The following is a 25,923-nucleotide window of genomic DNA, read 5'->3' on the forward strand; positions in this document are numbered from 1 at the left end:
TCAGGCATCGGCCCGTGCGCCCAGACTGGTGTGGACGGTGGGCCGTTCAGCTGCAGCGGTGGCGGCCAGGTCATCGGCCATCACATGCAAGCCTCCCGCCAACTTGGCCTCGTGCTTGGACAGGGAGGCCTTGGTGGCCAGCTCCTCCGCGTCGTGGTAGTCACCTCCAGCCACGCGCACCGCGCCGATGGACACCGTGGTACAGGGAAAGAAACGCCGCACGCCTTGCCGGTCCTCGGCCTCGACGCCGCCGCGCGCGCGCCCCTCTTCGTCGTACAGGTCACGTGCCTGACGGGCGAAGGTCGCGATGATGCGCTCGCAGCGCGCGCGCCAGTCCTCGCTCTGGAACAGGATCATGAAATCGTCTCCGCCGACATGGCCGACAAAGTCACGCTGCGGGTCGCTGTGCGCCGCGGCCAGGCGAGCCAGCAGACGGATCATCTCGTCGCCGCGCCAGTAACCGTAGTGGTCGTTGTAGGGCTTGAAGTTGTCCAGGTCCAGGTAGCAGACCGTGAAGGCGCCGCCGCTGTCGAGCAGGCGCTGCATGTGCAGGCTGATCGGGATGTTGCCGGGCAGCGAGGTCAGCGGGTTGGCGTGGCGCGCGGCCTCCAGCCGCAGCTCGGTCACGGAACGCACCAGTTGGTCGCCGGTGCCCAATCCCACGTATCGTCCGTTCTCGGTCACGATGAATCCATCGTTCAGGTAGCGCTGGTCCTGCGAGGTCAGGATGCCGACCAGCTCCTCGATGTCGAAGTTGCGCTCGATCAAGCGAGGCTCGCGGTTGGCGTGCTTGATGCAGGACTTGCGGCCGTGGATCTCGCGAAAATAGAGCGTGGCGTAGTGGTCCATGAACTGCTGGCGGTTCAGGATGGCGACGGGGCGTTCCCCGCCGCCGCCATCCGGCTCCACAACGGCCATGGCGTGCAGACCCGGATGCGCATGGAACATCGCTGCCGCCTCATCGTTGCTGGTCCCGGGCGTGAGCGTGGGCGCGTGAATGATGGACAGGTGCCGCAACTGGCCGCGCTGCGCCACGTAACGCTGCTCGGGCAGAACCGCCACGCGGTTGTCGAGCAACACGCTGGTTGCCTCGCGCGGCGGCTCGGCGCGGACTTCGGTGCCGGGCCGGCCCAGCAACCAGCCCTGCCCGTAGGCGATGCCCAGGTCGCGGATCACGCGCAGCTCAGCCTCGTGCTCGATGCCCTCGGCCACCAACGAGGTACCAAACACATCGGCGATCTGCAGCAAAGCCTGCAAGGTTTTGAGCCGATCGGCGCTGCGATGGATGTCGTGGCTGAAGTACTTGTCGATCTTGACGATGTCGGGCTTGAGCTGCGACCACAGGCGCAGGCTGGAACGGCCGTCGCCGAAGTCGTCCAGGGCCAGGGCCAAGCCCTCGGACTGCAACGTGCGCGACACTTCCCCCAGCGCATCCATGTCGTCCACCCGCTCGTGCTCGGTGATCTCCAGCACCACCTTGCGTGGCGAAACCTGGAGATTGCGGATGCCTTGTGCGAGCAGCGCGGTGCCGCCCACATCCACCAGCCGCGACAGCGCGTTGGCGCTGATGTTCAGGAAGAGCCGCCCCGGCTGACGCAGCTTGCCCCAGCGTCGCAGGGAGAGCTGGAGGCAGAACAATTCAAATTCGTAAAGCAGGCCCTCCTCCTGCGCCAGGCGCAGCAGGGCTTCGGGCCGGTGCAACGGGCTGTGCTCCGGGCCGCGGATCAGGGCCTCATGGGCATGCACGGTGGCCGACTTGAGGTCCACGATGGGCTGGAACACCGCGTGCAGACCGCCCTGCCGCATCAAGGCGGCGAGCGAACCCGCGCTGTCCCGCGTCAGCGCATCGGGAACATAGAGGTGAACTTGGTCAATCACCCATTCATACTGCCCCGCGCGCATGACGAAATCAGGTCAACATGATGAATAAAAGATGACACACCCATGACCAATACATGAAGGCACTCAAACACGGTAGCAGTTTCACGACCGAGTCGGTATAACCGCGTGCTTTTGCCACCCACTTCCGAGCCACCGCGCCATGAACCCATCCTCCAAGCCGAACAAGACCTCCACCGACCCGGTCGAAGCCACCGCCCAGACCCGCAAGAAAACCAAGGCCCTGAAATCCGCTTCGGCGCCCAAGGCCAGTCAAACCGCCAAGAAACCGGCACAGTCGACGCCCCAGGTCAAAGCCAAACCCAAGGCACTCGACAAGAAGCCCAAGCTCGTGCACGACAGCTACAGCCTGCCCAAGGACGAAGCCGCCGCGCTGGGTGTGCTCAAGCGGCGCGTCGCGGCGCTGGGTCTGCCGGTCAAGAAGAACCATCTGCTGCGCGCTGGGCTGCTGACGCTGAGTCAGTTGGGCGACGCCACGCTGCTGGACGCCCTGCGCGCACTGCCGGAGCCAAGCCGCGCTGACGCATCAAGCGCCACGCCCAAACCCGCCAAGACTAAGGCCGTGAAGACCAAGACGATCAAGCCTGGCCAATCCACGGAGCAGGCAAAGGCAGGCAAGGCAAAGAAAGCGGCCAAGGCAAGCAAGGCCTCCAAGCCCGCCCAGGCCCAGCAAACCGCCCAACCCACGCCCGAGGCGCAGGCCTAGGCCACTCAACACTCAAGCCCCGTAACGTCCCATCAGGGCGCGCTGCACGCTGAGGGCCGGCGCACCGCTGGCCGGCTGCAGGCGCTCATAACGGCCGTCGGGCATCAGCTCCCAGGCGCCGTCGTTGTCCTTGAGCGCGGCGGTCAGCGTTTCGTCGATGACCCGCTGGCGCAGGGCCGGGTCCAGCACGGGCCAGGCCAACTCCACGCGGCGCAGCATGTTGCGGTTCATCCAGTCCGCACTGGCCAGGTAGAGGGACTCCTCGGCCTGCGCGCCATCACCATGGCGGAAGTAAAACACCCGCGCATGTTCCAGGAAGCGTCCGATGATGGAACGCACGCGGATGTTGTCGGTCTGACCGGGCACGCGGGCCGGCAGCATGCAGGCACCGCGCACGATCAGGTCGATCTTCACCCCTTGCCGTCCGGCCTCGATGAGCGCGCGGATCAGAGGCTCATCGGTCAGCGCGTTCATCTTGGCCACCAGGCGCGCGGGCTGGCCTGCGGCTGCGGCGGCCTTCAGGGTTTCGATTTTCTCCAGCAGCTTCTTGTGCAGATGGAAGGGCGCCATCCAGAGCTGATGCAGCTTGGGCAGGCGATTCTGACCCGCCAGGTGGATGAAGACCTGCTCCACATCCGCCGTGATCTGCGGGTCGGCGGTCAGGTGGCTCCAGTCCGTGTAGAAGCGTGCCGTGGCCGGGTTGTAATTGCCGGTGGACAGGTGGGCGTAGCGCTTGAGCGTCGGTGTGCCATGGGCCCCGGGCACGCGCCGCGTGACCAGCATGGCCTTGGCGTGGGTCTTGAGCCCCACCACGCCGTAGAGCACCTGCACGCCGATGAACTCCAAGCGCTCGGCCCAGTCGATGTTCACTTCCTCGTCGAAGCGCGCCTTGAGCTCCAGCACCACCGTGACTTCCTTGCCACGCCGCACGGCCTCGCGCAGCAAGTCCATCAGGGCCGAATTCGCACCCGTGCGGTAGACGGTCTGACGGATGGCCAGCACTTGTGGGTCGTTCACGGCCTCGCGCAGGAAATCGAGCACACCGTCGAAACGCTCGTAGGGTTGGTGGATCAGCACATCGCCGCGCTCCAAGCGCTCAAAGATGGACATGGCGCCCACCGCGCCCGAGGCGGCCACGGCGCCCTGGGCCGTGCCCGCCAGTTGCGACGGATAACTCGCCCGGTAGGACGGGAAGCGCAGGCGTTTTTCCAATCGGGGGTCGTTGATCAGATCGACCAGTTGCCCCAGGCGCACCAGATTCACCGGCCCATGCACGCGGTAGAGCGCGCCCTCGGGCAGGTCGAACTGGCCGAGCAGGAAGTCGGCCAAGTCCTGCGGGCAGCCGGCCGAGACCTCCAGGCGCACGGCCTGGCCATAGTGGCGATGTTCCAGCCCCTGGCGCAAGGCGGTGCGCAGGTTCTTCACGTCCTCCTCGTCCACCGCGAGATCGGAATGGCGCGTGACGCGGAACTGCGAGAAATGCCGCACCTCGCGCCCCGGAAACAGATCCTCCAGGTGCGCGCGGATCACGCTGGACAGCGAGACGAAGAGCCGCCGTTTGCGGCTGCCCTGGCCGCAGAGTTTGTCCGGCATGGGGATCAGACGCGGCAGGGCGCGCGGCACCTTGACGATGGCGATGTCGTTCTCGCGTCCAAAGGCGTCCTTGCCGCCCAGGCGCACGATGAAGTTCAGCGACTTGTTCGCCACCTGCGGAAAGGGGTGCGAGGGGTCCAGCCCCACCGGGATCAGCAGAGGCTGCACATCCTGCTCGAAGTACTGCTTGACCCAGCGCCGCTGGGCCGGGTTGCGGTCACCGTGGGAAACGATCTCGATGCCCTCCTTGCGGAAGGCAGGCATCAGCTCGTCGTTGTAGAGCGCGTACTGGCGGTCCACCAGTTCGTGGATCGCGGTCGACAAGCGCGTGAAGGAGGCCACGGTGTAGAGGCCTTGCGTGTCCTTGCGCTGGCAGGCCATCAGGTGCGGTTCCGAGCGCACCTCGAAAAATTCGTCGAGATTGGACGAGACGATGCACAGGTAACGAAGGCGCTCCAGCAAGGGCACCTCGGCGCGGCAGGCCCAGTCAAAGACGCGCCAATTGAAGGCCAGGATGCTGTGGTCGCGGTCCAGCAGAGGCAGGGCCACCTCGGCGGCGGCGGCCAGGTTGGCGGCACTCATGACCGCGACACCATCACGGGCAGTTTGTCCTCGCCGGACTCTTCCACGACTGGCGCCTCGGCTCGCGGACCAGCGGCTGCGCCGCGCTTCTTGCCTTCGCGCGCATCGGCGATCTGTCCAGCCAGCACCGGACCCCAGTGGACGATTTCAAGCCGGCCGTCGTGGTGCTCCACCAGCGCGGTCATGCTCTCCACCCAGTCGCCATCGTTGCAATAGAGCACGCCATCGATCTCGCGCATCTCGGCGTGATGGATGTGGCCGCAGACCACGCCGTGGTGGCCGCGCTTCTTGGCTTCACGCGCGACCGCGACCTCGAAATCGCTGATGAAGTTCACGGCCTTCTTGACCTTGAGCTTCAGGTAGGCCGACAGCGACCAATAGGGCAAACCCAGCTTGGCGCGCCAGTGGTTCAGGTGGCGGTTGAGCTTGAGCGTCCATTCGTAGAGCGTGTCGCCCACATAGGCCAGCCACTTGGCATACTGGATCACGCCGTCGAAGTAATCCCCATGCGTGACCCACAGACTCTTTCCGGTCGCCGTGACGTGCACGGCATCTTCCATCACCTCGATGCCGCCGAACTGGTGGTCCAGGAACTGCCGCGCGAACTCGTCGTGGTTGCCAGGCACGAAGATGACGCGGCTGCCCTTGCGCGCGCGACGCAGCAGTTTCTGAACCACGTCATTGTGCTGCTGAGGCCAGTACCAGCGTCGACGCAACTGCCAGCCGTCGATGATGTCGCCCACCAGGTAGAGGCGCTCGCTGCTGCTCGCGCGCAGGAAATCCAGCAGGGCCTCGGCTTGACAGCCGGGCGTGCCCAGATGCAGGTCGGAAATGAAGACGGCGCGGTAACGCGGGCGCTTGCCCTCGGACTCCTCGCGCTCGTCCGAGTTCATCCGCAGGTGTTCGCTGGCGGCGCTCTTCATGCCTGCCCCAGGAAGCGCTTGCGGTAACGCGCGGGCATGTCGGCCAGGCGCAGCATGACGGGCAGATCAGCGCAGTTGAAATCCGGGTCCCAGGCGGGCGCGCCCAGAACCTTGCTACCCAGGCGCAGATACCCCTTGATCAGCGCAGGTGGCTCCACGATCAGGCTCTCGTCGAGCTGTTCCACGGGCAGGGGCAGGCGGGGCCAGACCTGGTGCTCAATCGGCGCCAGATGGGTCTGGCTGAGTTGCCGCCAAATGCTGGCTGCGGCATTTCCGTTGATGCCACCACTGACCGGGTCCAGCATTGGGATGCTGGCGCAGCCGATCATGGCGTCGATCTCGTTGCGGTCCATGAACCTGATCAGCTCGCCCCACAAACCCATGATCGCGCCGCCCTCTCGATGGTCCGGGTGCACGCAGCTGCGGCCCACCTCCACCATGCGTTCACGCAGGTGGCGCAGGCGGGTCAGGTCGAACTCGCTTTCACTGTAGAAGCCCCCAAGCCGCCTGGCCTGTGCCGGTGTGAGCATGCGGTAGGTGCCTATCACCTCCCCCGTGGCCGTGTCACGCGCCAGCAGGTGCTCGCAGTAGTCGTCGTAGAGGTCCACATCGTGGCCAGGTAGCGGTGTGTTCAGACGCGCGCCCATCTCGCCCGCGAACACCGCATAGCGCAGGCGTTGGGCCGCGCGCACCTCGTCCAGATGACGTGCCCAAACGACCTGGATGGCTGGGCTGGTGGCTGCGGGGACATTCGCGGGCTTGCGGTACCAGCGCTGGCCGCGAGCCAGCATGGAGGGCAGGGCCAGGCTGAAGGCTGATGTGATGCGCTCGGGAATCCGAGGGATCTTCGAGGCCAAGGGAAGCAGTGACAGCGGGAAGCTCGTACGCGGGTGTTCTTTCATGGTGTCTGCGTTGTGTACATCCTGTGTGACACCAGTGTGGGCACCTGCCATGACGAAGCCATGTCCAAAACATGACAATTCAATGACAACCGAAGGCAAGAACAACTGGCCCGCCGCAGGGCCCGATGCGCAGCCAGCAGCCCGTTCCGGCGCAGACGACCTGGCCTGGTGCGCGGGGGCACGCCAGGCTGACGGTCAGGAGCTCAGTGACCTGCCAGGCTGCGCGCCGAAGACAGGGCCAGCAGCAGGAAGGCCAGCGCGCAGGCGCGGTGGGTCCAGCGCGCCCAGCGGTCATTGGCGCCCGCGAAGACGCGCGCCACCAGCGCCGCGCAAACAAAACACCAGACCACGGACGACACCATGAAACCGGTGAAGAAGATGGCGTAATCCGTCCACCGGGGATCGCTCACGCCCGCCGCCCCCATGGCACTGCCCAGCGCGGCCCAGTAAGCCACGTTGTGCGGATTGGTCAGGGACAGCAGCGCGCCAGCGCGCAGGGCTTCGCGTTCTGCATCACGTTCAGCGTCGCAGCTGAGTTCGCCCAGCGCAGGCGCGGGGTCGGGCACATCGACCGCCGCTGGCGCAGCGTCCCGTTCTTGCGTAACCGCGCGCGAAGCCCGCCATGCGTCGTAGGCCAGCCAAAGCAGATAGGCGATGCCCGCCAGCGCCACGGGGGTGCGCAGCACTTCGGTACGCGCCAGCAGCCCCACACCCACCAGACCCAGCACCGCCCAGAGCGCGTCCCCGGTCAAGGAACCGACCTGGACCAGCAAGGCCCCGCGGTAACCGCCACGCAGGCCACGCCGTATGGTTTCGGCGAAAACCGCGCCCGGCGCGGCGTTGAACACAAAACCCAGCAGCAGGGCCGTCAGGAACAGGGCAAACACAAAGGAGTCGGCAGGAACGCCAGTGAACAGTACGGGAGCGCAAACGCAAGCGCGGACTATACCTGCCATCGCGTGGGCTTCAGGGGCTCGCGCTTGGGGGAAACAAACCCAGTGGGGACTGAACGGCTGGCGAGGCCCATGGCCTTTGTTATGCTCCGCCGCCGTGCGGCCGCCCAGGCGCCGCGTGATCTCTTTTTCGCTGCTGTCCCCCCCGTGCGCCTCTTGCCCCGCGTTCCTTGTCCACCCAGACTCTTGTGTCGACCCACGCCACGGGTACGGCTGTCGCTGCTGTCATGTCTGGCGCTTTGGGCTGGGCTGTGCGGCCCGACGGCTCATGCGCAAGCGGTGCCACCACCGCGCCTGTCCGAGATGGCCCTGGCTGCGGCCCCACAGGCCGGTACCGAGGAAACCCGCGCGCCACGCGAGGAACCGCCAGCGCCGTCGAACCTGCCCACGCCTGCCTCGCGGCTGGCCTTGCACTATGAACTTGACGCCTACTACAGCAATGTGGGCGTGGACATCGCCCTGGGCGACCTGGCGGAACCCAACGGGGGTTACCTGGAAGAAACCGAGGTCTACCGCCGCCTCTTCAACGACTCCTTCCGTCCGCGCCTGCTGCTGCTGGAAGCCAGCGTCAACCCGCTGCCCGTGCTGGGCACCTGGTACAAGCGCGAGCACCCGAACGGTTACGAAGACTATGACCTGGGCTCCAGCGGCGGCAATCGCTTCAACTTCATCGATGGCGTGACCGCGGGCTTCCAGGAGCCTTGGGCGATTTCGGCCTTCATCGGCAGCTCCATGAAATTCAGCCGCGAGGGCGAAGATGAGAAACAAGGCAACCGCGGCTACATGGGTTACCTGCTGTCCTGCGGCAACCAGCACATCCACAACAATGTGCTGATCGACGACGACTGGTGCGAGCTGGAGTGGAAGCTCAAGGGGGAACGCACCTTCCGCGAGGAGGAACTGAGCTGGAGCTTTCGCGTCGGCCTCAAGGAGCATGGCAACCCGGACATCCGAGATCTTTTTTACCTCGGCCTGCGGCGCACCAACCTGAGCTATACCTCGGCCCTGCTGAGCTTCCTGAACAACGCCAATGTCGAGTTCATGGCCGAGTTCGCCCGCGACGACGGGCATCTGATGCGCCAGCAAGTGATCGTGGGGCGCAACTTCCCCCTGCCCCGCTACCGCATCGCGCTGGCCCTGGACCTGGGCGTGATCTACGAGAACAGCCGCAAATACACCGGTCGCCTGGCCGACCCGGACGCGGATGAATGGACTTTCGTGTTCAGGCCCAACATCAAGTTTTGATTGAATCACCCGCCTGGCTGTCAGCGCAGGCGGGCGAGTTCGGGTGGCGGCGCGATGCGTCAAATTCTGATCACCCTCCCCAAAGCCGCGCCCGCTCCCTAGCATGAGGCCACGATGGTCCGACGTGGGCAGGCATGGGCCGCAAGGCTCATCACCAGCCCCCCTCGCATTGCCCCGCCCGCCCCTGCTTGAGTCGTCCCACGCCATGTCTCAGCCTGCGCTCCCCACCCATGACCCACCCCCGTGGCTGGCAAACGCACATGCCCGCCTGCCGCCGAAAGAGCGCGCCATCCTCGACTTGCTCCTGCACCACGCGGCCCAGCCGGTGAGCAAGGAGGAGATCATCCGACAGGCTTGGCCGCGCCAGAAATGGGTGTCGGACGAAAGCCTGGTGCGCTGCATCAGCCAACTACGGCGGCGCGTGCCGCAGGCCCGGATCGAAGCCCTTTACGGTTTTGGCTACAGGCTGCTGCCGCCCAGCACCGGCCCGCGTGTTCATGAACCGCTGCTGCAGGCGGCGCAGGCACCGGCGGAATTGGTTGAGCAGTACCTGCATGCCTGCACCCTGGTGCAGCGACAGACCGCCACGCCGCTGGCGCGAGCCATCGATCTGCTGCGCAAGCTGACGGAGCGGCAGCCGGACTACATTCCCGCGCGCGTGCTGCGCGCCCACGCCATCCTGCTGGCCCACCGGCTCGACCTGAACGCGCAGGCGCAGGCCAGCCTCGAAGAGGCCTGGGTGCAGGTCGGACTGGCGCGGGCACTGGCGCCCGACTCGCCCTTGTTGGCCGCCACCGAGGCCGGCCTGCATGACCTGGACTGGCGCTTCGCGGAAGCCAGCCGGCTGCACCAGTCGGCGCTGCAGGAATTGCCCTACTCAGCCCACGCACTGCAACCCTACATCTGGCACCTGCTGGCCACCGGACAGGCGGCGCAAGCTCCTCCCTGCCAGCACCGCATCCTCGCGCAACGGCCCCATGCCGCCGTCGAGCGCGTGGTGTGGGCGCGCCTGCTGGCGCAGGCCGGCGAACGTGACGGTGCCTTGGCGGCGATCGACGCAGCCCGCGCCGCTCACCCGGGCAGCACGCTGGTGGCCAGCGCCTGGTGTGACTTGCAGGCCAGGTTCGCGCCCCGGCGCGCCCTGATTCCCATGGCGCGCGACCTGCACGAGCTGGCGGAACTGCCCCGCTACGCGCGGGTCCATCTACCGTATGTGCTGGCCCGCTGTGGCAGACGCAGCGAAGCCCGGCACGTGCTCGATGCAACGCCTGCCGGCCGCTACCCCAGCACCCTGCACCAACGCATGGCGCGGGTCCCCACCCTGATCGAACTGGGCGAACTGGACCACGCAGCCGAGGAAATCACGCTCGCCTACCGACAACGTTACAGCGGGCTACCGGGCCTGTTGCACTCGCCGGCTTGCGCGGCCTTGCGGGAGCATCCGAGCACGCGCGAGATTCTCCGGAGTTTGGGCCGGATGGTTCAGGACAACGGCGCCTCGCCCTGAACCAAACCGGCTGCGATCACTGGACCGGTCCGACGGCCGAATGCCCCGCATCGTCTACTACCGCCGCTGTCTTGGCGCCGGGCACGGCACCGCGCGCGAACAGGGCGTACATGGTGGGCACGACAAAGATGGTGAGCAAGGTGCCCAGGGACATGCCGCCCACGATGACCCAGCCGATCTGCTGCCGGCTTTCAGCGCCCGCGCCGGTGGCCAGCGCGAGCGGCAAGGCGCCCAGCACCATGGCGCCCGTGGTCATCAGGATGGGACGCAGCCGCTGGCTAGAGGCCTGCACCAGCGCGTCGATCATCGACATGCCCTGCTCGCGCAGCTGGTTGGTGAACTCCACGATCAGGATGCCGTGCTTGGTGATGAGCCCCACCAGCGTGATCAAACCAATCTGTGAATACACGTTGAGCGAGCCGCCGCTCCACTTCAAGGCCAACAGGGCGCCCACCATGGACAAGGGCACGGAGAGCATGATGATGAAGGGGTCCACGAAACTCTCGAACTGCGCGGCCAGCACCAGGAAGATGAAGAGCAACGCCAGTGCGAAGACCAGGCCCAGCGCGCCCTGCGAATTGCGGAACTCGCGCGAGGTGCCGTTGAGCTCGGAGCTGTAGCCGGTCTTGAGGATCTGGGCCGCCGTGGCATCCATGAAGGCCAGCGCCTCGCCCAGCGAGTAGTCCGGCGCCAGGTTGGCCGTGATGGACGCGCTGCGGCGCTGACCGAAGTGGTTGAGCTCGCGCGGGCTCACGCTCTCGCGCGAGACGACCAGGGACGACAGGGGAATCATCGCGCCGTTCTTGCCCCGGACGTACATGGTGTCGATGTCCTCGGGCGTGGTGCGACCGGTGGGTCGGGTTTGCACGATCACGTCGTACTGCTCGGCGTCGCGTTTATAGCGCGTGACGCTGCGCCCGCCCAACATGGTCTCCATGGTGCGGGCCACGGTGTCCACGCCCACACCCAGGTCGGCGGCCTTCTCGCGGTCCACCTCGATGCGCAGCTCGGGCTTGTTCAGACGCAGATCGGCGTCGGGCGAAATGATGCCGGGGTTGCGCGCCATCGCATCCAGGAACTGCTGCACCACCACACTGAGGTTCTCGTAGCTGTCGGAGGTCTGGATCACATAGTTCAGAGGCCGATCGCGAAAACCCTGACCCAGCGACGGAGGGGTGATGGCAAAGGCATTGACACCCGCCAAGGTGTTGAACTGAGGACCGAGCTGGCGTGCCAGCTCCAGGGTGCTGCGCTCGCGCTCCTCCCAGTCCACCGTGCGGTAGATCACGCTGCCCTGGGAAACCGAGGGATTGCCGATGTTGGCGAAAATGCGATCGAATTCGGGGTGCTTCTGCCCCATCTCCTCCATCATGCGCGCGTAGCGATTGGTGAACTCCAGCGTGGAGCCGTCGGGCGCGTTGATGCTGGCGATGATGGTGCCGCGGTCCTCCATGGGCGCCAGTTCCTGCTTCATGGCCGGGTAGATGGTCCAGATGGCCAGCGCGCACAGCAGCATCGCGCCGACCACCAGCCAGCGCGCCTGCAAGAGCCATGACGGCAGCCAAGCCGCGCGCGCGCGCGGCGCGAGGCCCAGCTGGCCCAGAGCCCTCCCGGTGGCGGGCGGCGCCATGGGAGTCGCGCGGGCCGTGATCACCCAGCGCAGCAGGCGTCCATAACCATCGGACAGCGCGGTCAACCAGCGTTCCATGCCGCGATCGAAGCGGTTGGGCTTGGGGTTGTGCTTGAGCAGCAGCGAACACATCATGGGCGAGAGCGTCAGCGCCACGAAGCCCGAGACCAGCACGGCGCCCGCAAGGGCCAGCGCGAACTCCACGAACAGACGCCCGGTGCGCCCCGGCGTGAAGGCCAGCGGCGCGTACACCGCGACCAGGGTCAGGGTCATCGCGATGATGGCGAAACCGATCTCGCGCGCGCCCTTGATGGCGGCCGAGAACGGGTCCATGCCGTCCTCGATGTGGCGGTAGATGTTCTCCAGCATCACGATGGCGTCGTCCACCACCAGGCCTATCGCCAGCACCAGGGCCAGCAAGGTGAGCGTGTTGATGGAGAAACCCGCCAAGGCCATCAGCGCGAAGGCCCCGACCAGGCTGACCGGGATGGTGACGATGGGGATGATGGACGCGCGCAGGGTGCGCAGGAACACGAAGACCACCAGGGCCACCAGGGCGACGGCCTCGAGGATGGTCTGGTAGACGTTCTGGACCGAGCGGTCGATGAAGACCGAGTTGTCATTCGCGATGTCGATGCGGATGTCGGGCGGCAGATCGGCCTGCACGCGTGGCAAGGCGGCACGCACCTCGCGCGAGAGGTCCAGCGGGTTGGCCGTGGCCTGTCGGATCACGCCCGCGGAGATGGCGTCTCGGCCGTTGAGTCGCACGGTGCTGCGCTCGTCGGCCGACCCCTCGACCACCTGGGCCACGTCGCCCAGCTTGACGGGAAAGCCATTGACGCTCTTGATCACGATGGCGGCGAACTGCTCGGCGCTGGCGAGGTCAGTGAGCGAGGTGACGCTGAACTCACGCTGCTGTGATTCGATGCGGCCGGCGGGTAACTCCAGGTTGCTGCGGCGGATCGCCTCCTCCACGTCCTGCGTGGTCAGACCATGGCCCGCCATGCGGTCCGGGTCCAGCCAGACGCGCATGGCGTAACGGCGCTCGCCATAGATGGCCACATCGGCGACGCCGGTGACGGTCTGCAGGCGAGGCTTGACGATGCGGTTGACCAGGTCGTTGATTTCCAGTCGGCTGCGGGTTTCGCTGGTGAAAGCAAGCCAGATCACGGGCGAGGCATCGGCCTCGACCTTGGCGATCACCGGCTCGTCGATCTCGGCGGGCAGCCGGCGGCGCACGCGGGAGGCACGGTCGCGCACCTCGGCGGCGGCGGCGTCCGCGTCCTTCTCCAATTTGAAGCGCACGGTGATCTGGCTGCGCTCGGGCCGGCTGATGGAGGTCAGCACGTCCACGCCATCGATGCCGGCGATGGAGTCCTCCAGCGGCTTGGTGACCTGGGATTCGATCACCTCAGCCGAGGCGCCCGCGTAGGAGGTCGACACGGTGACCACGGGTTCGTCGATCTTCGGGTACTCGCGCACCGACAAACGCGAGAAGCTGACCGCGCCGATGAGCACGATGAGCAGCGAGAGCACGGTCGCGAAGACCGGTCGGCGGATGGAGAGTTCGGCGAGTTGCATGGCGTCAGACCGGCGGGGCGCGCCGGGTGGCGGGAAAACGGTGGCAAGCGGCCGAACTTAACACCGAATCGTGAAGCGAGCGTAAATCCCGCGCGCCAACTCAGAGTGGCTAAACGGGCTTTCAGTGCTCCGAACGCTCAGGTTCAGTGTCGGCTGGCTCGGTGCGCTGGGGTTGGGTCTGATCGTGGTTGTGCAAGGCGTCGATCAGTTCGGCACGGGCACGGCGGTAGTCAGCCCGGCTGATCATGCCACTGGCGTACTGGCGCGACAGCGTTTTGAGATTGGTGTGCGTCATGGTCGAATCTCCGTTGTACATGCCGATCAGGGCGCGGTCGCTGCGGGCACCGAGGCCGTGGGCGAGTTGGGTGCCACGGCCTGCAGCATCGGCGTCTGCACATTCTCGAGCAGCACGCGAAAACCAGTGACTTCGTCGGCCCGGCCCGTGTGGTCACGCACGAAGTTCAGGCCGCATTCGGCGTGCGGGTCCTGATAGGAGGCGCCGACGGCCTGCAGACGGCCACCGCTGAACACCAGCTCCTGGGCATTGCCGATGAAGTTCTGCAGCCCCCAGCCGTTCTGGTGACCGCTGGACACCGCCGTGAGCTGATCCCCTTTGAGCACCTGGCCGCCCAGGCGCACCATGCAGTTGTAGTCCTTGGGTGGCTGCTGTCCGCCTGCACCGGCGGCATGCAGCCACTCGGCGCGGGTGGGCAGGCGGTAGGTTTTGCCGGTGCGCTCGGACAACCAGGTGGTGTAGGCCAGCACCTCCTTGTCGCTCAGGCCCACCTTGGGCAGGGTCTTGGGCTTGCGGTCGTCGACAGGGCATAGACCGCTGAAGAAGCAGTACTTGTTGTAGTCCTCGTTGGACACCTCGTACTTGCTGACGGCGAAGTACTTGCCCGCGGCGGCCTGGGAAGCCCGCTCGCCCAGGGGCGGCACCACCACCATCAAGGGACCCCGCACCCGGTCGTGCAGCATGTCGAAGCAGATGGCGCGCGCCCGGCGCCCCAGGCCGGCGAGGCTGTCGGTGCAGGGCGTGGTGCTCTCGATCGGGGTCCAGGCCTGGCCCGCCACGTCGGCACCCGTGACTCCCTGGCTGCTGGTGAGGCTGCGGATGTCGACATCGCGCTGCAGGATGCGGCCCTGCCAGCGTTGCGCCGCCATCTTCTGGCTCAAGGTGGAGATGGCCGCCCGGTAGGTCGGGTTGTCGGACCAGAGCTGGCGCGCCGCACCAAGCTGCTCGCGCGCCTTCTCGTACTGACCCGCGTCCATGCTGGCCTGGAACTGTGCGTAGGTGGCCGCAGCCTCGTCCTTGCGGCTCTTGAGGTCCTTGGCGAAATCGGCCACCTCCGGGTGATCGGGCAGGCGCTTGCGCGCGGTCTCCAACATGCCCTGGGCCTCGTTGAGGCGGCCGGTGCTCAGCGCTGCGCGCGCGGTGCGGCCATCGATCCAGGGCGGCGGGGCTAGCTGGGCGCGCAACTGCGCCAGCCGCGTGTTGTCCGGAAAGAGGATGCTGGCACGCGTGGCCAGGCTCTCGGCCTGGGAGCGGCTGTTGGACTGCCCTGCCTGGGCCAAGGACGCCACGCGCTCGATCAGCGCACCGGTGTACTGGCGTTCCAGATCAGGGTAACGGTCGGGCACGAAGTTGCGCACCTCGTCCAGCATGCGCTGGGCTGCGGGCGTGTCGAAATGCTGGGCGTCGCCGAAGATGCGGTTGAGCGCGATGATGTTGTACTCGGCCACGTTGCGCTCGCGCATCTGCTGCAGGCGGATTTCGTTGGGCGACACCACGAGGCCGCGTTCGGCCAGCTTCACTGCCTGCTGGTACTCGCCCGCGTTGCTCTGGTTGCGAGCCAGCTCCAGATAGGCTTCGGTCATGGCCTCGGCCGCTGTGACGGTGAAGAAGGGGTCGCGCTCGTTCAGGTACTGCTTCAGCTCGGCCAGCGTGGACTCGGCCGCGTCCATCTCGCGGGCCCGCGTCTCCAGCAGCAGGCTGTTCTGCAAGCCGGTGATGCGGGCCTGCTGGGCCTGTTGCGCGCGCTCGCTCAGGAACTTCTTGTAGGCCACATCCACGCGCTCACGCGCTTGGCCCACTCGGGCCGGGTCCAGCCGCAGGGGTCGAATGTCCTCGACGGTGGCCTGGGCCAAGCTGTAGCGCCGCGCCGCTTCCAGCGCCTGGATGCGTGTCAGATAGACGTCGGCGAGCTTGTTGCGGGCAGCGTTCCAGCGCCGGTTCAGCTCGGTGCCCAGGTCAGGCTGCTGCGCCAGATAGAGGCTGAGTTGCAAGACCTCGGCCTGCCAGTCCTGCGTGTCCTGAGGCGATGCCAGGCGCTGCTCGAGTTGGCCCAGCGCCTCGTCGGCGCCAAACCCCTGCTGGGCCAGCGGCTGGTGCAGGCCCAGCGCGAGCAGGGTGCGCCGGTCCGCCTGCCCGGCGCCCGCGCGCTGCAAGGCCGCGATCTGCTGCGTGCGCTGCTGCTCGTCCCGGGCACGTTGCCAGCGGTCTTGCGTGTTGATCAGGTCGATGTCGTCGGGCAGGCGGGCCAGGCTCTCGTCCAGGTAGGCGCGCGCCTTGTCCAGGTCCCCGATGTTGATGGCTTCCTGGGCGTTGGTGGCATAGGCGTCGGGGATGCGCGGGTCGCGCAGCAGTTCATGCTTGGGCGCGACCGACTGCACCGTGGCCATGATCTCGGTGATCGCGCGGCCCGGATTGTTCGGGTCTGGCACCAGCCATTCGCTCTTGAGCGCGGCGTTCAGGTGCTGGCCCAGCAGGTGCAGGTAGCGGTTGCGCTGCAGCTCGACGTAGGCGGTCTGGTCGGCCAGCGCGGCCGAATCCGGAAACAGCAGGGCCATGCGCCGCAGTTCACGCTCGGCACTGGTGAAGTCGTACTTGCGCTCTTCCAGGTTGATCGCGGCGTTGATGCGTTGGCGAAAGTAAGTTTGGAAGACCTCGCGTCCGCCCTCGGCGATGCGCGCGCGCGCGGTCACGTTGAACTGGGGCAGGCGCGCGATGGCCTGCTCCAGCACCTCGGGCTGGCCGGTCTGCACGTCGGCGATCAGGTTCTGGATGCGCCTGTCGTCCAGGTAGTTGATCACGGGGTTGTAGAGCGCGATCGCCAGCACGATGGAAAAGGCACTGCCCAGCACCCAGGGGTTCTTGTGCCAATTGGCCTTGCCTTCCAGCTCGACCAGGAACTGTTCCACCGTGGCGGTGCGTTTTTCCTTCTCGAAAGCCAGGCCGTGCCACAAACCCTTCATCTGGCGTTTCTTCAGATTCTTGATCGGCGCCGGGATCAGCTTGGCCTCCTGCGCCTGCAGGGCCGATTTCTTGTTGAAGGGGTGGTAACCCGTCAGCAGCTCGTAGGCCACGCAGGCCAGGGCGTACAAGTCGTCCTGGGTGGAGGGGTCCTTGCCCTGCAGCATTTCCAGCGAGGCATAGGCAGGGGTCAGCGCACCCAGCGAGCCGGCGTCGAATTCACCGTCCTTCTCCCCTTCCTTCTTGTCGGCGGCCTTGTCGCCCCCGCTGGCCGCGCGGGCGATGCCGAAGTCCAGGGTCTTGACCACGCCGTCGTCGCACAGGAAGGCATTACCCGGCTTGAAGTCGGAGTGCACCAGGCCCTGCTTGTGCGCGTAGATCAGCGCCGAGCCCAGTTGCTGGATGATGGGAAAGGCTTCCTCGAAGGGCAGGCCGCCCTTGGGCCGCACCACCTTGCGGATGTAGGTGTCCAGGGGCTTGCCGACCAGCAACTCCATGGTGATGAACACCTGGGTGCCGGTCATGCCGATGCGGTCAAAGTCGTAGACCGTGGCGATGTTGGGGTGGGCCAGCTTCTGCTGGCGGCTGGCCTCGCGCTGCAGGGCGATGAAGGCCTGAGGGTGCGCCTTGAAGTCTTCGGTCAGCACCTTCATCGCCACGTAGGGATTGCTGTCCTTGGCCTCGACTTTCAAGAGGTCGCGCGCCTGGAACACCTTGCCCATGCCGCCCGCGCCCAGCACCTTGTCGAGGATGAAGCGCTCCTTGATGATGGAGCCAGGGCCGAGTTTCTGGAGCTGCGGGCTGGTGGCGCCATGCACGTCCCAGGAAATCTGGGACGCGTGCGAGCTTTGGTTGCTGGTGCTCGCGGTGCTCTGCTGCGTCTGCTGCCGGTAGCCCGTGGGACTGGTCGGCGTGTAGGTGTGGCTGCCGGTGGTTGAGGGCGCCTGCGTGTTGCTGATGAGGGTGGGGGCCTCATCGTCCTCGCCTTCGACCGGGCCGGCGCCGGAAACCACGGAACGCGTGCCTCCCGGATAGGCGATGATGGTCGCCCCCCCTTCTTCCTCATCGCCCGGGCGTTGTTCGTCGGCAGGGTCAGGCCTCGCGTCACCTGCGGGGGTATAGGCCACCACCGTCGCCGCACCGTCCTCGTCCTCGGGGGGCAGTTGGGGTGCATCGGGGGTCGAGCCCGGGGAAGGAGCATAGGCCACGACGGTGGCGGCGCCATCCTCGTCCTCGTCGTCCTCATCGACGGAGCCCAGCTCTGCCTCATCGCCCGGCTGCGTCTCCGGCAGGTACTGGCGGACGCGCTCCACCATGTCCTCGCTCAGTTTCTGAGCGGCCAGGTACTCGTCCAGCGCCTCGTGCATCTGCTGCAGGGTGAAGGCCCGACGCTGCACCAGGCCGGGCATCACCCCCAGCAGTTCAGGCAATGCCAGCTCCCCGCGGGCAAGGTCCTCGAGCAAACGCCTGGGATCGACCATGGTGTGCTGCCTCGTGCTATCTCAGTCCGCCCTCAGGCGATCTCCACCACCAGGGTGGTGACGTTGTCCTTGGCGCCACGGCTCAAGGTCAGGTCGATCAGCTTCTGACAAGCCTCTTGCGGCGTGCCTTCGCCCAGCAATTGCCCGATCTCGGCGTCGCTCAGATGGCGGGTCAAGCCGTCGCTGCAGAGCAGGAAGCGCTCACCGGAGGCCAGTTCACACAAATCGGCCTCGAGGAACAGGTCCTCCTGGCTACCCACCGCGCGGGTGATGATGTGGCGCTCTGGATGGGTCTTGGCTTCCTCGGGCGTGATCAGGCCCTGCTTCAGGTAGGTGGCGATCTGCGAATGGTCGCTGGACACCTGCTCCAGCAAGCCGCCACGGCGCAGACGGTAAACCCGGCTGTCGCCCGCCCACATGACCACACCGACCTGCTTGTCTTCGAGCGCCAGCAGCGCGATGGTGCTGCCAATGACGGACTGCCGGCCGGCGGCGGCCGATGGGTCACCCTGCGCCTGTGCCCGACCGCGCTCGAGCAGGCTGCGATTCACCCGATCCAGCACGTCCTCGATTTCGTTCAGGCGGTCGGACAGACTGCCATTGAGGGGCGCCTGGCGCAAGCTCTCCACGATCAGCTGGCTCGCGACATCTCCGGCTTCGTGGCCTCCCATGCCATCGGCCACGACCCACAAGCCTTTCTGCGGAAGATCCAGGTAGGAATCCTCGTTCACTTGGCGCACATGCCCCTTGTGGCTCATGCCAAAGGACCGGGCAAGCTCGGAACCCTGGGCACCGGGCTTGTGACTGGCTCCACTCGGGGGAGCTTCTTTTTTCAGCAAGGGCATGGTGTTTTTCCTCCTGATCAACCTTGCAGGCTGTAGCGTACCAATTCCTGGGGGTTGTCATCCATCGCGCGCCCGAGACTGATCAAACCTTCGCCGGTCAACTGTATTTCCTCGCGGCGCACCACCACCTGGACACCGCTGCTCTGCACCCAGGTGCCGTTGGTGCTCTGATCGATCAGGAAGAACTTGTCGCGTCGCAACTCGATCTTGATGTGCTGGCGCGAGGCCTGGGTTTCGGCCACAGCGATGTCGCAGGTGGGGCTGCGCCCGAGCACCGCCATTTCACGCGCGCTGTTGAGTACCAGGGCGACATCACGGTACTCCAGGCGCAGTTGCACGGCATGGCCGGCGCCGACGGCAACCTTGGACAGATCGACCGACATGGTGGTGACGTCGTCTTCCTGCCAGATGAATTCCACGATTTCCATCTCGCCCTTGCCCTTGATGAAGGCATGGTCCACGAAGCGGGTGCTGCTTTGCAACATCGACGGCAGGAGTTTCGCCGTCTCGGCCGTGGTGATGATCTGGCGCGCCTTGGCCTGCGCCGCCATGCGAGCGGCCACGTTGACCGCGTCACCGTGCACGTCGCCGTTTTCCTGGATGCAGGGACCGAAGTGGTAACCGATGCGTATGTTCACTGGAACCTCGGTCGCGCCACCCTCGTTGGCCTCGTCCAGGCTTTCCTGCATGTCGCAGGCGGCCTTGGTGGCGATTTCGGCGTCGTCGAAGGTGCACATGATTTCGTCACCGATGGTCTTGATCACCGTGCCCTTGTAGCGGGCGACCACGTCCCCCAGCAGCGTCAGCGTGGTCGCCACCACCTTGCGGGCACGCTCATCACCCAATGCGTCGTAGAGCTTGGTGCTACCCGAAATGTCGGCGAACAGGATGGATAACTTGCTGGCTTTACTGGACATGGTGGGTCGCCTTGTAATTGCTGGACTGCGTTTTTTCTTTCTTCACTTTAGCGCTTGCTTCTCTGCTGATCCATGGGTACTCCCCGGGGATTTCTTGTGATCGTAAGGTCTACTCCAGGGGCAGGGGCTGTTCCGCGTCCTCGAATCGCACCAGGGGCACCTTCTCATTCGGAAAAGGAACAGCCGGCGCGGCGTTGAAGTCGTCAAAGACGAACTGATCGGACCAATCACCCTCGAGCTTGGTCTCATCGATCTCTGTCTCCACCTTGACCACCGAAACCTGCAGATTGTCGGCTTCTTTTTGCAGCGTTTGCAGGGCCTCGCGCAATGTTTCCTGCGTCTGCGACGTTTCCCGGCCCAGTTGCTCCGTCACCTTGCGCAAACGCTCCTGCATGCGGGCGATCTCCTGGTGATTGACACCTGAAACACAGTGCGGCTCGTCCCCGCAGGCTGCCAATGTCAGCACGAGACCGATCTGCACGTCTCGCAATTCCTTGAGCTCGGTCGCGAGGTCTTCCACCGTCTCCTTCGGTTTGTCCGGGCTCACGGGCGTCTGCCCGTTCGCGACGGGCGCGGGGGCATTTCGCGGGGTCGAGGTCGCGGCTTGAGCCCTGGTCTGCCCTGGGGTCAACGCGCCCACCGCCGTCTTGCTTTGGGCCGCGGCCATGGTGACGGCACAGCAGAGAACTAACACCAGGCCCGGCGGCAATGCCGCCATCGACTGAGTCCAGGATCGATGACCCCTGCGCATCATTCGCCCTCGTTTTTCCCAAGCAGCATGCCCTCGATGCGGGCCTCGGCCCGGGTGGCTGATTTGAGCGTGCTGTCGATGATCTCGGTCAGTCGCTGGTCACTCAGGTCCAGCCCGGTGCGCTCGGCGAAGAGCTTGCGCCGCTCCTGGTTGAACCGCAAGTTCTCAAGGAAACGCACGCGGGTGTAGATGGTCTCAACCACCTTGACCTCGCGCTCCATCGCTTCCATGTCAATCTCGGCCGCACCCGCCTTGCCAAATTCATCCTCGAACTGGGCCTCGAACCCGGTGAAATCGGCCAGGTCGGTGCGGTAGGCGGTGTACTCCTTTTGACGGCCACGGTACTCGCCAAGCAGGGCTTCGATCTGCTTGCGGCGCTCTGGGTCCTTGGCCTGCTCCAGCTCCGCTTCCAATTGCTGGATGTTCAACTGGATCTGGCCCAGCACGGTATCCAGCTCCTCCATCGTGACGTTGGGGGTGCAACCCTCGACCTCCTCGCACTGCGCGAAGGCCAGAGCCACGCCTTCACCGACGCGACCAAACAGCGTCAAGTCCTCCTCGAACACGGCGAGGTCGATCACCTCGATCGCGCGCACGCCCAGGATAGCGGCGGCCGGGTTGGCAAAACTGACCGAGACGCTGACCAGTTGGAGGTTGAGGCGGTCGATGAAGGCTTGCGTGTTGGCGTTCAAGGACACACTGCGCGCGGTGGACAGGCTGCTGGGCTGAGAGGTTTCCTCCTGACCGGAAGCTACCGCCAATTCGAAGTCACCCCCATTGAACCTGAGGGTCAATGCGCTGGCGTTCTGTATGCCGCGCGCCGCGATGACCTGGCCGCTGCTGGCATTCATGGTGGTGGCCCCCGAGACAATCACATCTCCGGTGCCGCTCAGACCGGCGCACCCATTGCAGAGGCTGCCACCCGCGATGAGGCTGCTGCTGCCGCTGCTCGTCAAGGCCGCCCCCGTGAGTTCGATGTCCGAACCCAGCAGCACCAGATTGCCGCCCGTGACAATCGCATCCGCCACGGTGAGCCGGTTGGCGTTGATCACCACCGTGCTGCCGCCGCCCAGGGGTAGGCTGGGCGGCGTGAGGGTGCCGCCGATGATCAGGTCGCCCGTGAAGTTGGCGAGGTTCGGCAGGTACAAGTCACTGCTGCTGATGGCGAAATTGCTCTTGCTCGTCTGCCCATCGCGTTGGGCGATCGTCAGACTCCCATTGCCGGTGACGTTGCCCTGAGTCAAACGAGCACCAGACGTGAAGTTCCAGCGGTTGGCACCCGCCAAGCGCACGGTGCCGCCGTACTGGCCGTTGGAGGTGAACAGGTTTTCGCCGCCCGTGCCGCTGTTGATCTGCGTGAAACCAGAGAAACTGGCCGCCGTGCCCACGGTGATCGTTCCGCTGCTGGCCCCGGTAAGGCTCCAGGTCGTGCCAGCGGAGGAGCTGCCTTGCAGCACATCGCCATTGCCGACCAAGGTTTCCACGTTGCTGAAGTCCTGACCCCACACCACGGTGCGGGGATGGCTGGCACCTGCGATGTCAAAGGTGTCCGTGCCACTGCCGCCATCGAAGCTGCCCAGCGTTCCGGAGCCCAACAGGCGCAGAATGTCGTTGCCCGCCAGCCCTTGGATGGTTCCTGCGTGGTTCCCCGAGACATTGAAGGTGTCCGCGTCGTCGCTACCGACCAGCGTGGCAAAGCCGCTGAAGCCGGCGCTGTTGGAGCCGGTGCCCAAATTCGCATGCGTCAGACTGCCGCTGCCATTGCCCGTCACCGACCAAGCCCCGGAACCCGTGGTATACCCCTGCAGCGTGTCACGACCACTGCCCGCGAGCACGATGCTGGTGCCAGACAGGTCCAACCCGTTCAAGTCCAGCGTGACACCCGCGCTACTGTTGTCTTGATTGACCCGCAAGGTCAACACACCCGATCCCGCCGTGCCCGCCTGGAAGGACACGCCATCGGCATCGTGCGTCAGGTTGTTCTGCAAGGTCAGCGTCAAGTCCTGCGCAGCGGCCACCGTGTCCTCGGCATGCAGGTTCGTTGCGCTCAGCGTGAGGCCTGCGTTCGAGGTCACCGTGTCATTCAAGGTCAAGGTCGCGCCTGCCTGAAGGGTGTGCGTTCCCTGCACGGTGACTGCACCGGAATAGGTCTGATTGCCGGTCGTGGTGACATCCCCCGCCAGCGTGCTTGAGTTAGCCACGAGCAAGCTACCCAAACCTGTTGCGTTGCCGGTCAACTTCCAATTGCCCGTCGCGATCTCCAAACCCAGTCCAGCGCCCGTGAGTCCCGCCCGCATGTCGACCAATTGCCCCGTGCCCGCCTGCAGCACGCGTGTGCCCGTGCCAGCCAAGGTCACCGCACCCAGATAAGTCTGAGCGCCCGTGGTGGTGACATCGCCCGCCAATGTACTCGTGCCGGTCACGCTCAAGCTCGTCAGCCCAGTGGCATTGCCAGCAAGCCTCCAGTTGCCCGTGGCAATGTTCAAGCCGCCCAGCCCGCCGCCTGACACACCGCCTTGCATGTCGATCAATTGACCGTTGCCCGCCGTCAGCGTGCGTGTGCCAGTCGCCAGTGACACCGCGCCCGTGTAGGTCTGCGCGCCCGTGGTCGTCACGTCGGCTGCCAGCGTGCTGGTGGCGGTCACGCTCAGGCTGCTCAAGCCGGTCGCCGCGGTCTGCAAGTTCCAGTTGCCGTTGATCACAAGTCCCTGACCCAGTCCGTTCAACGAGCCAGTGGAGTTGAAGTCGACGGCTTGCAGCACGTTGCCGGCGTTGCGCGCCGTCAAGGTCGTCGCGCTTCCCAGAGTCACGGTGCCGTTGTAAGTCTGGCTGCCCGTGCTATGGACATGGCCTTGCAAATTGATGGCATTGAAGTTGACATTGCCCGCCAGCAGGCTGCCATTGGCGGCATTCATCCCGCCCGTGAAGGTCATGCCACCGCTGCTGGTCAAGGTTGAGGTGCTGGAGAGGTTGATGGTGCCGGCGTTGATACTCAGTGCCGTGGCGCCGTTGTTGATCTGGCCATTCACGTTGAAGTTGGCCAGTCGTTTGACTCCGCCCACCGCTTGATCGAACACCGCGTAACCCGTGCCCGTGGTCGCGATGCTCAGACTTTCCGTATTCGCCGTGGCGGCATTCAGTGCGGAGTTGAAGTTGACGACGCCGCCGTTGTTGATGGTGAAGGAACGGAGCGCGCCGCCGCCCACCTCGATGCCTTGACCCGCCGTCAAATCCAGGGTACCGATGGTAGTGACATTGCCCATCAAGGTGATCAGGCCGCTGGTGTTGAGTGCCAAATCGTAGGCCAACGAAATGGAGTACAGATTGATGTCTCCACTGTGGCTGGTTTGCCCCAGCTGGAGCGTGGCGGCCGAATTGAAGGTGAAGGTGTTGCCCAAGTCATACACGGCGTCACCGGGATTGAAGGGGCCACCGCAGGAACTGGCATCACTGCTGCACACATTCATATCCGTGCTGGCGTTCTGCGGCGCCAAGGTGATGGTTCCATTGCCCGCCTGGATATCGAGGTTGGTGATGGTCAGGTTGTCGGTGATCAACGCCACGTCACCACCGGTTCCGCCATTGCCGTCCGACGTATCCAACGTGATCTGTGAGCTGCCCGCCCCACGGTCGATTTCATTGGCGTTCAAGTGAATCGAACCGGCTTTCAGTTGCAGGCCATCACTGAGGGTCAAGGTACCACTGGCTTGGGTGACCTCGAAATCGCCGGTCAGGGTAACGCTGCCACCGAGCGTCACGTGCTCAGCTTGCGCGATGGTCAGACTGGAAGTCGTCGACTCGGTCAAGGTGCCGTTGAAACTGACGTCGCCGCCATTCGTGGCCGTCAAAACAAAATCACCGTTCAACCGCACATTGGAATTGAATGTCTGATTCCCCTGGGTTGTGATGGAGCCGCCCTGCAAGCGAGTAATGCCGGCGCCCGGATTTAGCGTCAACGAACTGCCCGTCGTTCCCGTAAGGTCACCGGTCACGATAATGTCAGCGTTGTTGCGTACCTGCAGGCCGTAGTTGAAGGTAATACCTTCGAGGGTAATGTCGTTGGCATGATCGGCCGCGCCGAAACCGATGGTCCCTGCTGTGATGGCCAAGCTGCCCAGGTCATAGGTGGTGTCATACGTGCCGCCACACGAGCCCGCCACATTGCTATTGCATATGTGCACCGTGCGGTTCTTGGTGAAGGGTGCCAGAGTGACCGTGCCCGTGCCCGCGTTAAAACTCGTGCTGCCACTCACCGTCAAAATCTCGTCCACCTGGAGGGTGATGTCACCATTTCCGGTGGTGTTCAACGCGACGTTATCCAGTGTCAAGCGACTGACCTTGAGGTCTATGCTGCCCACCGTCAAGGCGCCTTCCAGCGCCGTGGTGCCGGAGCCGGCCGTTTGCGTGAAATCTCCGGACAGTTTGATCTGCGACGAGAAAGTGGCGTCGTGGGCCTGAGTGACTCTCAGGTACTCAAGCTGGGTTCCGTTGCCAATGTCACCCGCCACGGCGATATCGCCGGACCCGGCATTGAGCGTCAACCCCTGCTGCCCCGCCACGGTGCCATCCACCGTGGAATTGAAGGTGATGTTGCCGTTGCCTGTACTGGTGTTCAGCGTGACATCCGTCGTCAACCTCACCGCCTGTGCGAACGTGAGATTGGTCAGATTGCTGTGGGCCGAGAAGTTTCCACCCAGGGAAATCAAGCCCGTTTGACCAGAACGCCCGATCTGCAGGGTATTCGCGTGGATCTGACTGAATGCCGGCAAATTGCCCAGCAAGATCCCAGCACCGGCCGTGGATGCCGACAACATGACCGTACCATTCACGGCGCTGATGTTGCCGGCGGCGGTGATTTGCGTATCGGCACGGAGATCCACGTTGCCGGTGCTGGCCGTGATACCGCCACTGCCGACATTCAGACTGCCGGTGCCGCCGTCGATCGTCACGCTGGTCCCGGTGGCCGACACGGCACCACCGAAACTGTTGCCAGCGCTGTCGAGCGTGATCGCGTTCGCGCCTGCGGTCAGCGACGTCGTTCCCGTCACACTGATCGCCCCCGCCCCGGTCTGCGCGATGCTCCCGTTCGCATTGAGCGTCAGGTTGCCCGTGTGTGTGATCGCCCCAACACTGATGCCCTCATCCTCGGTGATGA

At 65.2% G+C, this 25,923-nt stretch carries 15 protein-coding genes and 1 pseudogene; 3 read left to right on the plus strand and 13 right to left on the minus strand.

What is annotated here, in order from left to right:
• Entirely contained in the window at positions 1–1,902 is a 1,902-nt protein-coding gene (locus AZ34_RS12515; protein ID WP_081767200.1) for a GGDEF domain-containing protein, read from the minus strand.
• 139 nt (positions 1,903–2,041) lie between these two features.
• Here AZ34_RS12515 and AZ34_RS18395 point away from each other — a divergent pair, with 139 nt between their 5' ends.
• Entirely contained in the window at positions 2,042–2,605 is a 564-nt protein-coding gene (locus AZ34_RS18395; RefSeq protein WP_155831808.1) for a hypothetical protein, read from the plus strand.
• Between the two features lie 12 nt (positions 2,606–2,617).
• On the opposite strand, the gene ppk1 is transcribed toward AZ34_RS18395, so the two are convergent.
• The 4 genes from ppk1 to AZ34_RS12540 form a co-directional block, all read right to left on the minus strand.
• A complete protein-coding gene (ppk1, locus tag AZ34_RS12525) occupies positions 2,618–4,780 on the minus strand; it encodes a polyphosphate kinase 1 (RefSeq protein WP_035608558.1) in 2,163 nt (720 codons plus the stop codon).
• Positions 4,777–5,673, minus strand: a complete 897-nt coding sequence (locus AZ34_RS12530) for a UDP-2,3-diacylglucosamine diphosphatase (protein WP_231495587.1) — start codon at positions 5,671–5,673, stop codon at positions 4,777–4,779. The genes ppk1 and AZ34_RS12530 overlap by 4 nt, the downstream gene beginning before the upstream one ends.
• 26 nt (positions 5,674–5,699) lie before the next feature.
• Positions 5,700–6,605, minus strand: a complete 906-nt coding sequence (locus AZ34_RS12535) for a GNAT family N-acetyltransferase (RefSeq protein WP_035611658.1) — start codon at positions 6,603–6,605, stop codon at positions 5,700–5,702.
• Between the two features lie 203 nt (positions 6,606–6,808).
• Entirely contained in the window at positions 6,809–7,492 is a 684-nt protein-coding gene (locus AZ34_RS12540) for a LysE family transporter (RefSeq protein ID WP_035608560.1), read from the minus strand.
• Positions 7,493–7,837: 345 nt separating this feature from the next.
• Between AZ34_RS12540 and AZ34_RS12545 the strand changes: the two genes are divergently transcribed.
• The gene (locus AZ34_RS12545) at positions 7,838–8,803 is read left to right on the plus strand and encodes a hypothetical protein (RefSeq protein WP_155831809.1); all 966 of its coding nucleotides are present in this window, start codon (positions 7,838–7,840) and stop codon (positions 8,801–8,803) included.
• A 205-nt stretch (positions 8,804–9,008) separates the two neighbouring features.
• On the plus strand, positions 9,009–10,310 hold the full coding sequence (locus tag AZ34_RS17660; RefSeq protein WP_051509781.1) for a winged helix-turn-helix domain-containing protein: 1,302 nt from the start codon (positions 9,009–9,011) through the stop codon (positions 10,308–10,310).
• A 16-nt stretch (positions 10,311–10,326) separates the two neighbouring features.
• Here AZ34_RS17660 and AZ34_RS12555 read toward each other — a convergent pair whose 3' ends face one another.
• From AZ34_RS12555 to AZ34_RS19045, 8 genes and pseudogenes are all read right to left on the minus strand, one after another.
• The gene (locus AZ34_RS12555) at positions 10,327–13,521 is read right to left on the minus strand and encodes an efflux RND transporter permease subunit (protein WP_035608564.1); all 3,195 of its coding nucleotides are present in this window, start codon (positions 13,519–13,521) and stop codon (positions 10,327–10,329) included.
• Between the two features lie 121 nt (positions 13,522–13,642).
• Entirely contained in the window at positions 13,643–13,816 is a 174-nt protein-coding gene (locus AZ34_RS18400) for a hypothetical protein (protein ID WP_155831810.1), read from the minus strand.
• Between the two features lie 26 nt (positions 13,817–13,842).
• A complete protein-coding gene (locus AZ34_RS12560) occupies positions 13,843–18,255 on the minus strand; it encodes a protein kinase domain-containing protein (protein WP_035608565.1) in 4,413 nt (1,470 codons plus the stop codon).
• Between the two features lie 32 nt (positions 18,256–18,287).
• Positions 18,288–19,100, minus strand: a complete 813-nt coding sequence (locus tag AZ34_RS12565; protein ID WP_051509783.1) for a PP2C family protein-serine/threonine phosphatase — start codon at positions 19,098–19,100, stop codon at positions 18,288–18,290.
• Positions 19,101–19,117: 17 nt separating this feature from the next.
• On the minus strand, positions 19,118–20,017 hold the full coding sequence (locus AZ34_RS12570; RefSeq protein ID WP_051509784.1) for an adenylate/guanylate cyclase domain-containing protein: 900 nt from the start codon (positions 20,015–20,017) through the stop codon (positions 19,118–19,120).
• 109 nt (positions 20,018–20,126) lie between these two features.
• Positions 20,127–20,684, minus strand: a complete 558-nt coding sequence (locus AZ34_RS12575; protein WP_155831811.1) for a hypothetical protein — start codon at positions 20,682–20,684, stop codon at positions 20,127–20,129.
• A gap of 83 nt (positions 20,685–20,767) precedes the next feature.
• A complete protein-coding gene (locus AZ34_RS12580; RefSeq protein WP_231495526.1) occupies positions 20,768–25,582 on the minus strand; it encodes a beta strand repeat-containing protein in 4,815 nt (1,604 codons plus the stop codon).
• Positions 25,583–25,786: 204 nt separating this feature from the next.
• A pseudogene (locus AZ34_RS19045) lies at positions 25,787–25,921 on the minus strand (hypothetical protein); the annotation flags it as partial.
• Positions 25,922–25,923 lie beyond the last annotated feature (2 nt).

Source organism: Hylemonella gracilis str. Niagara R, assembly GCF_000600295.1.
Taxonomy (GTDB): Bacteria; Pseudomonadota; Gammaproteobacteria; order Burkholderiales; family Burkholderiaceae_C; genus Hylemonella; species Hylemonella gracilis_A.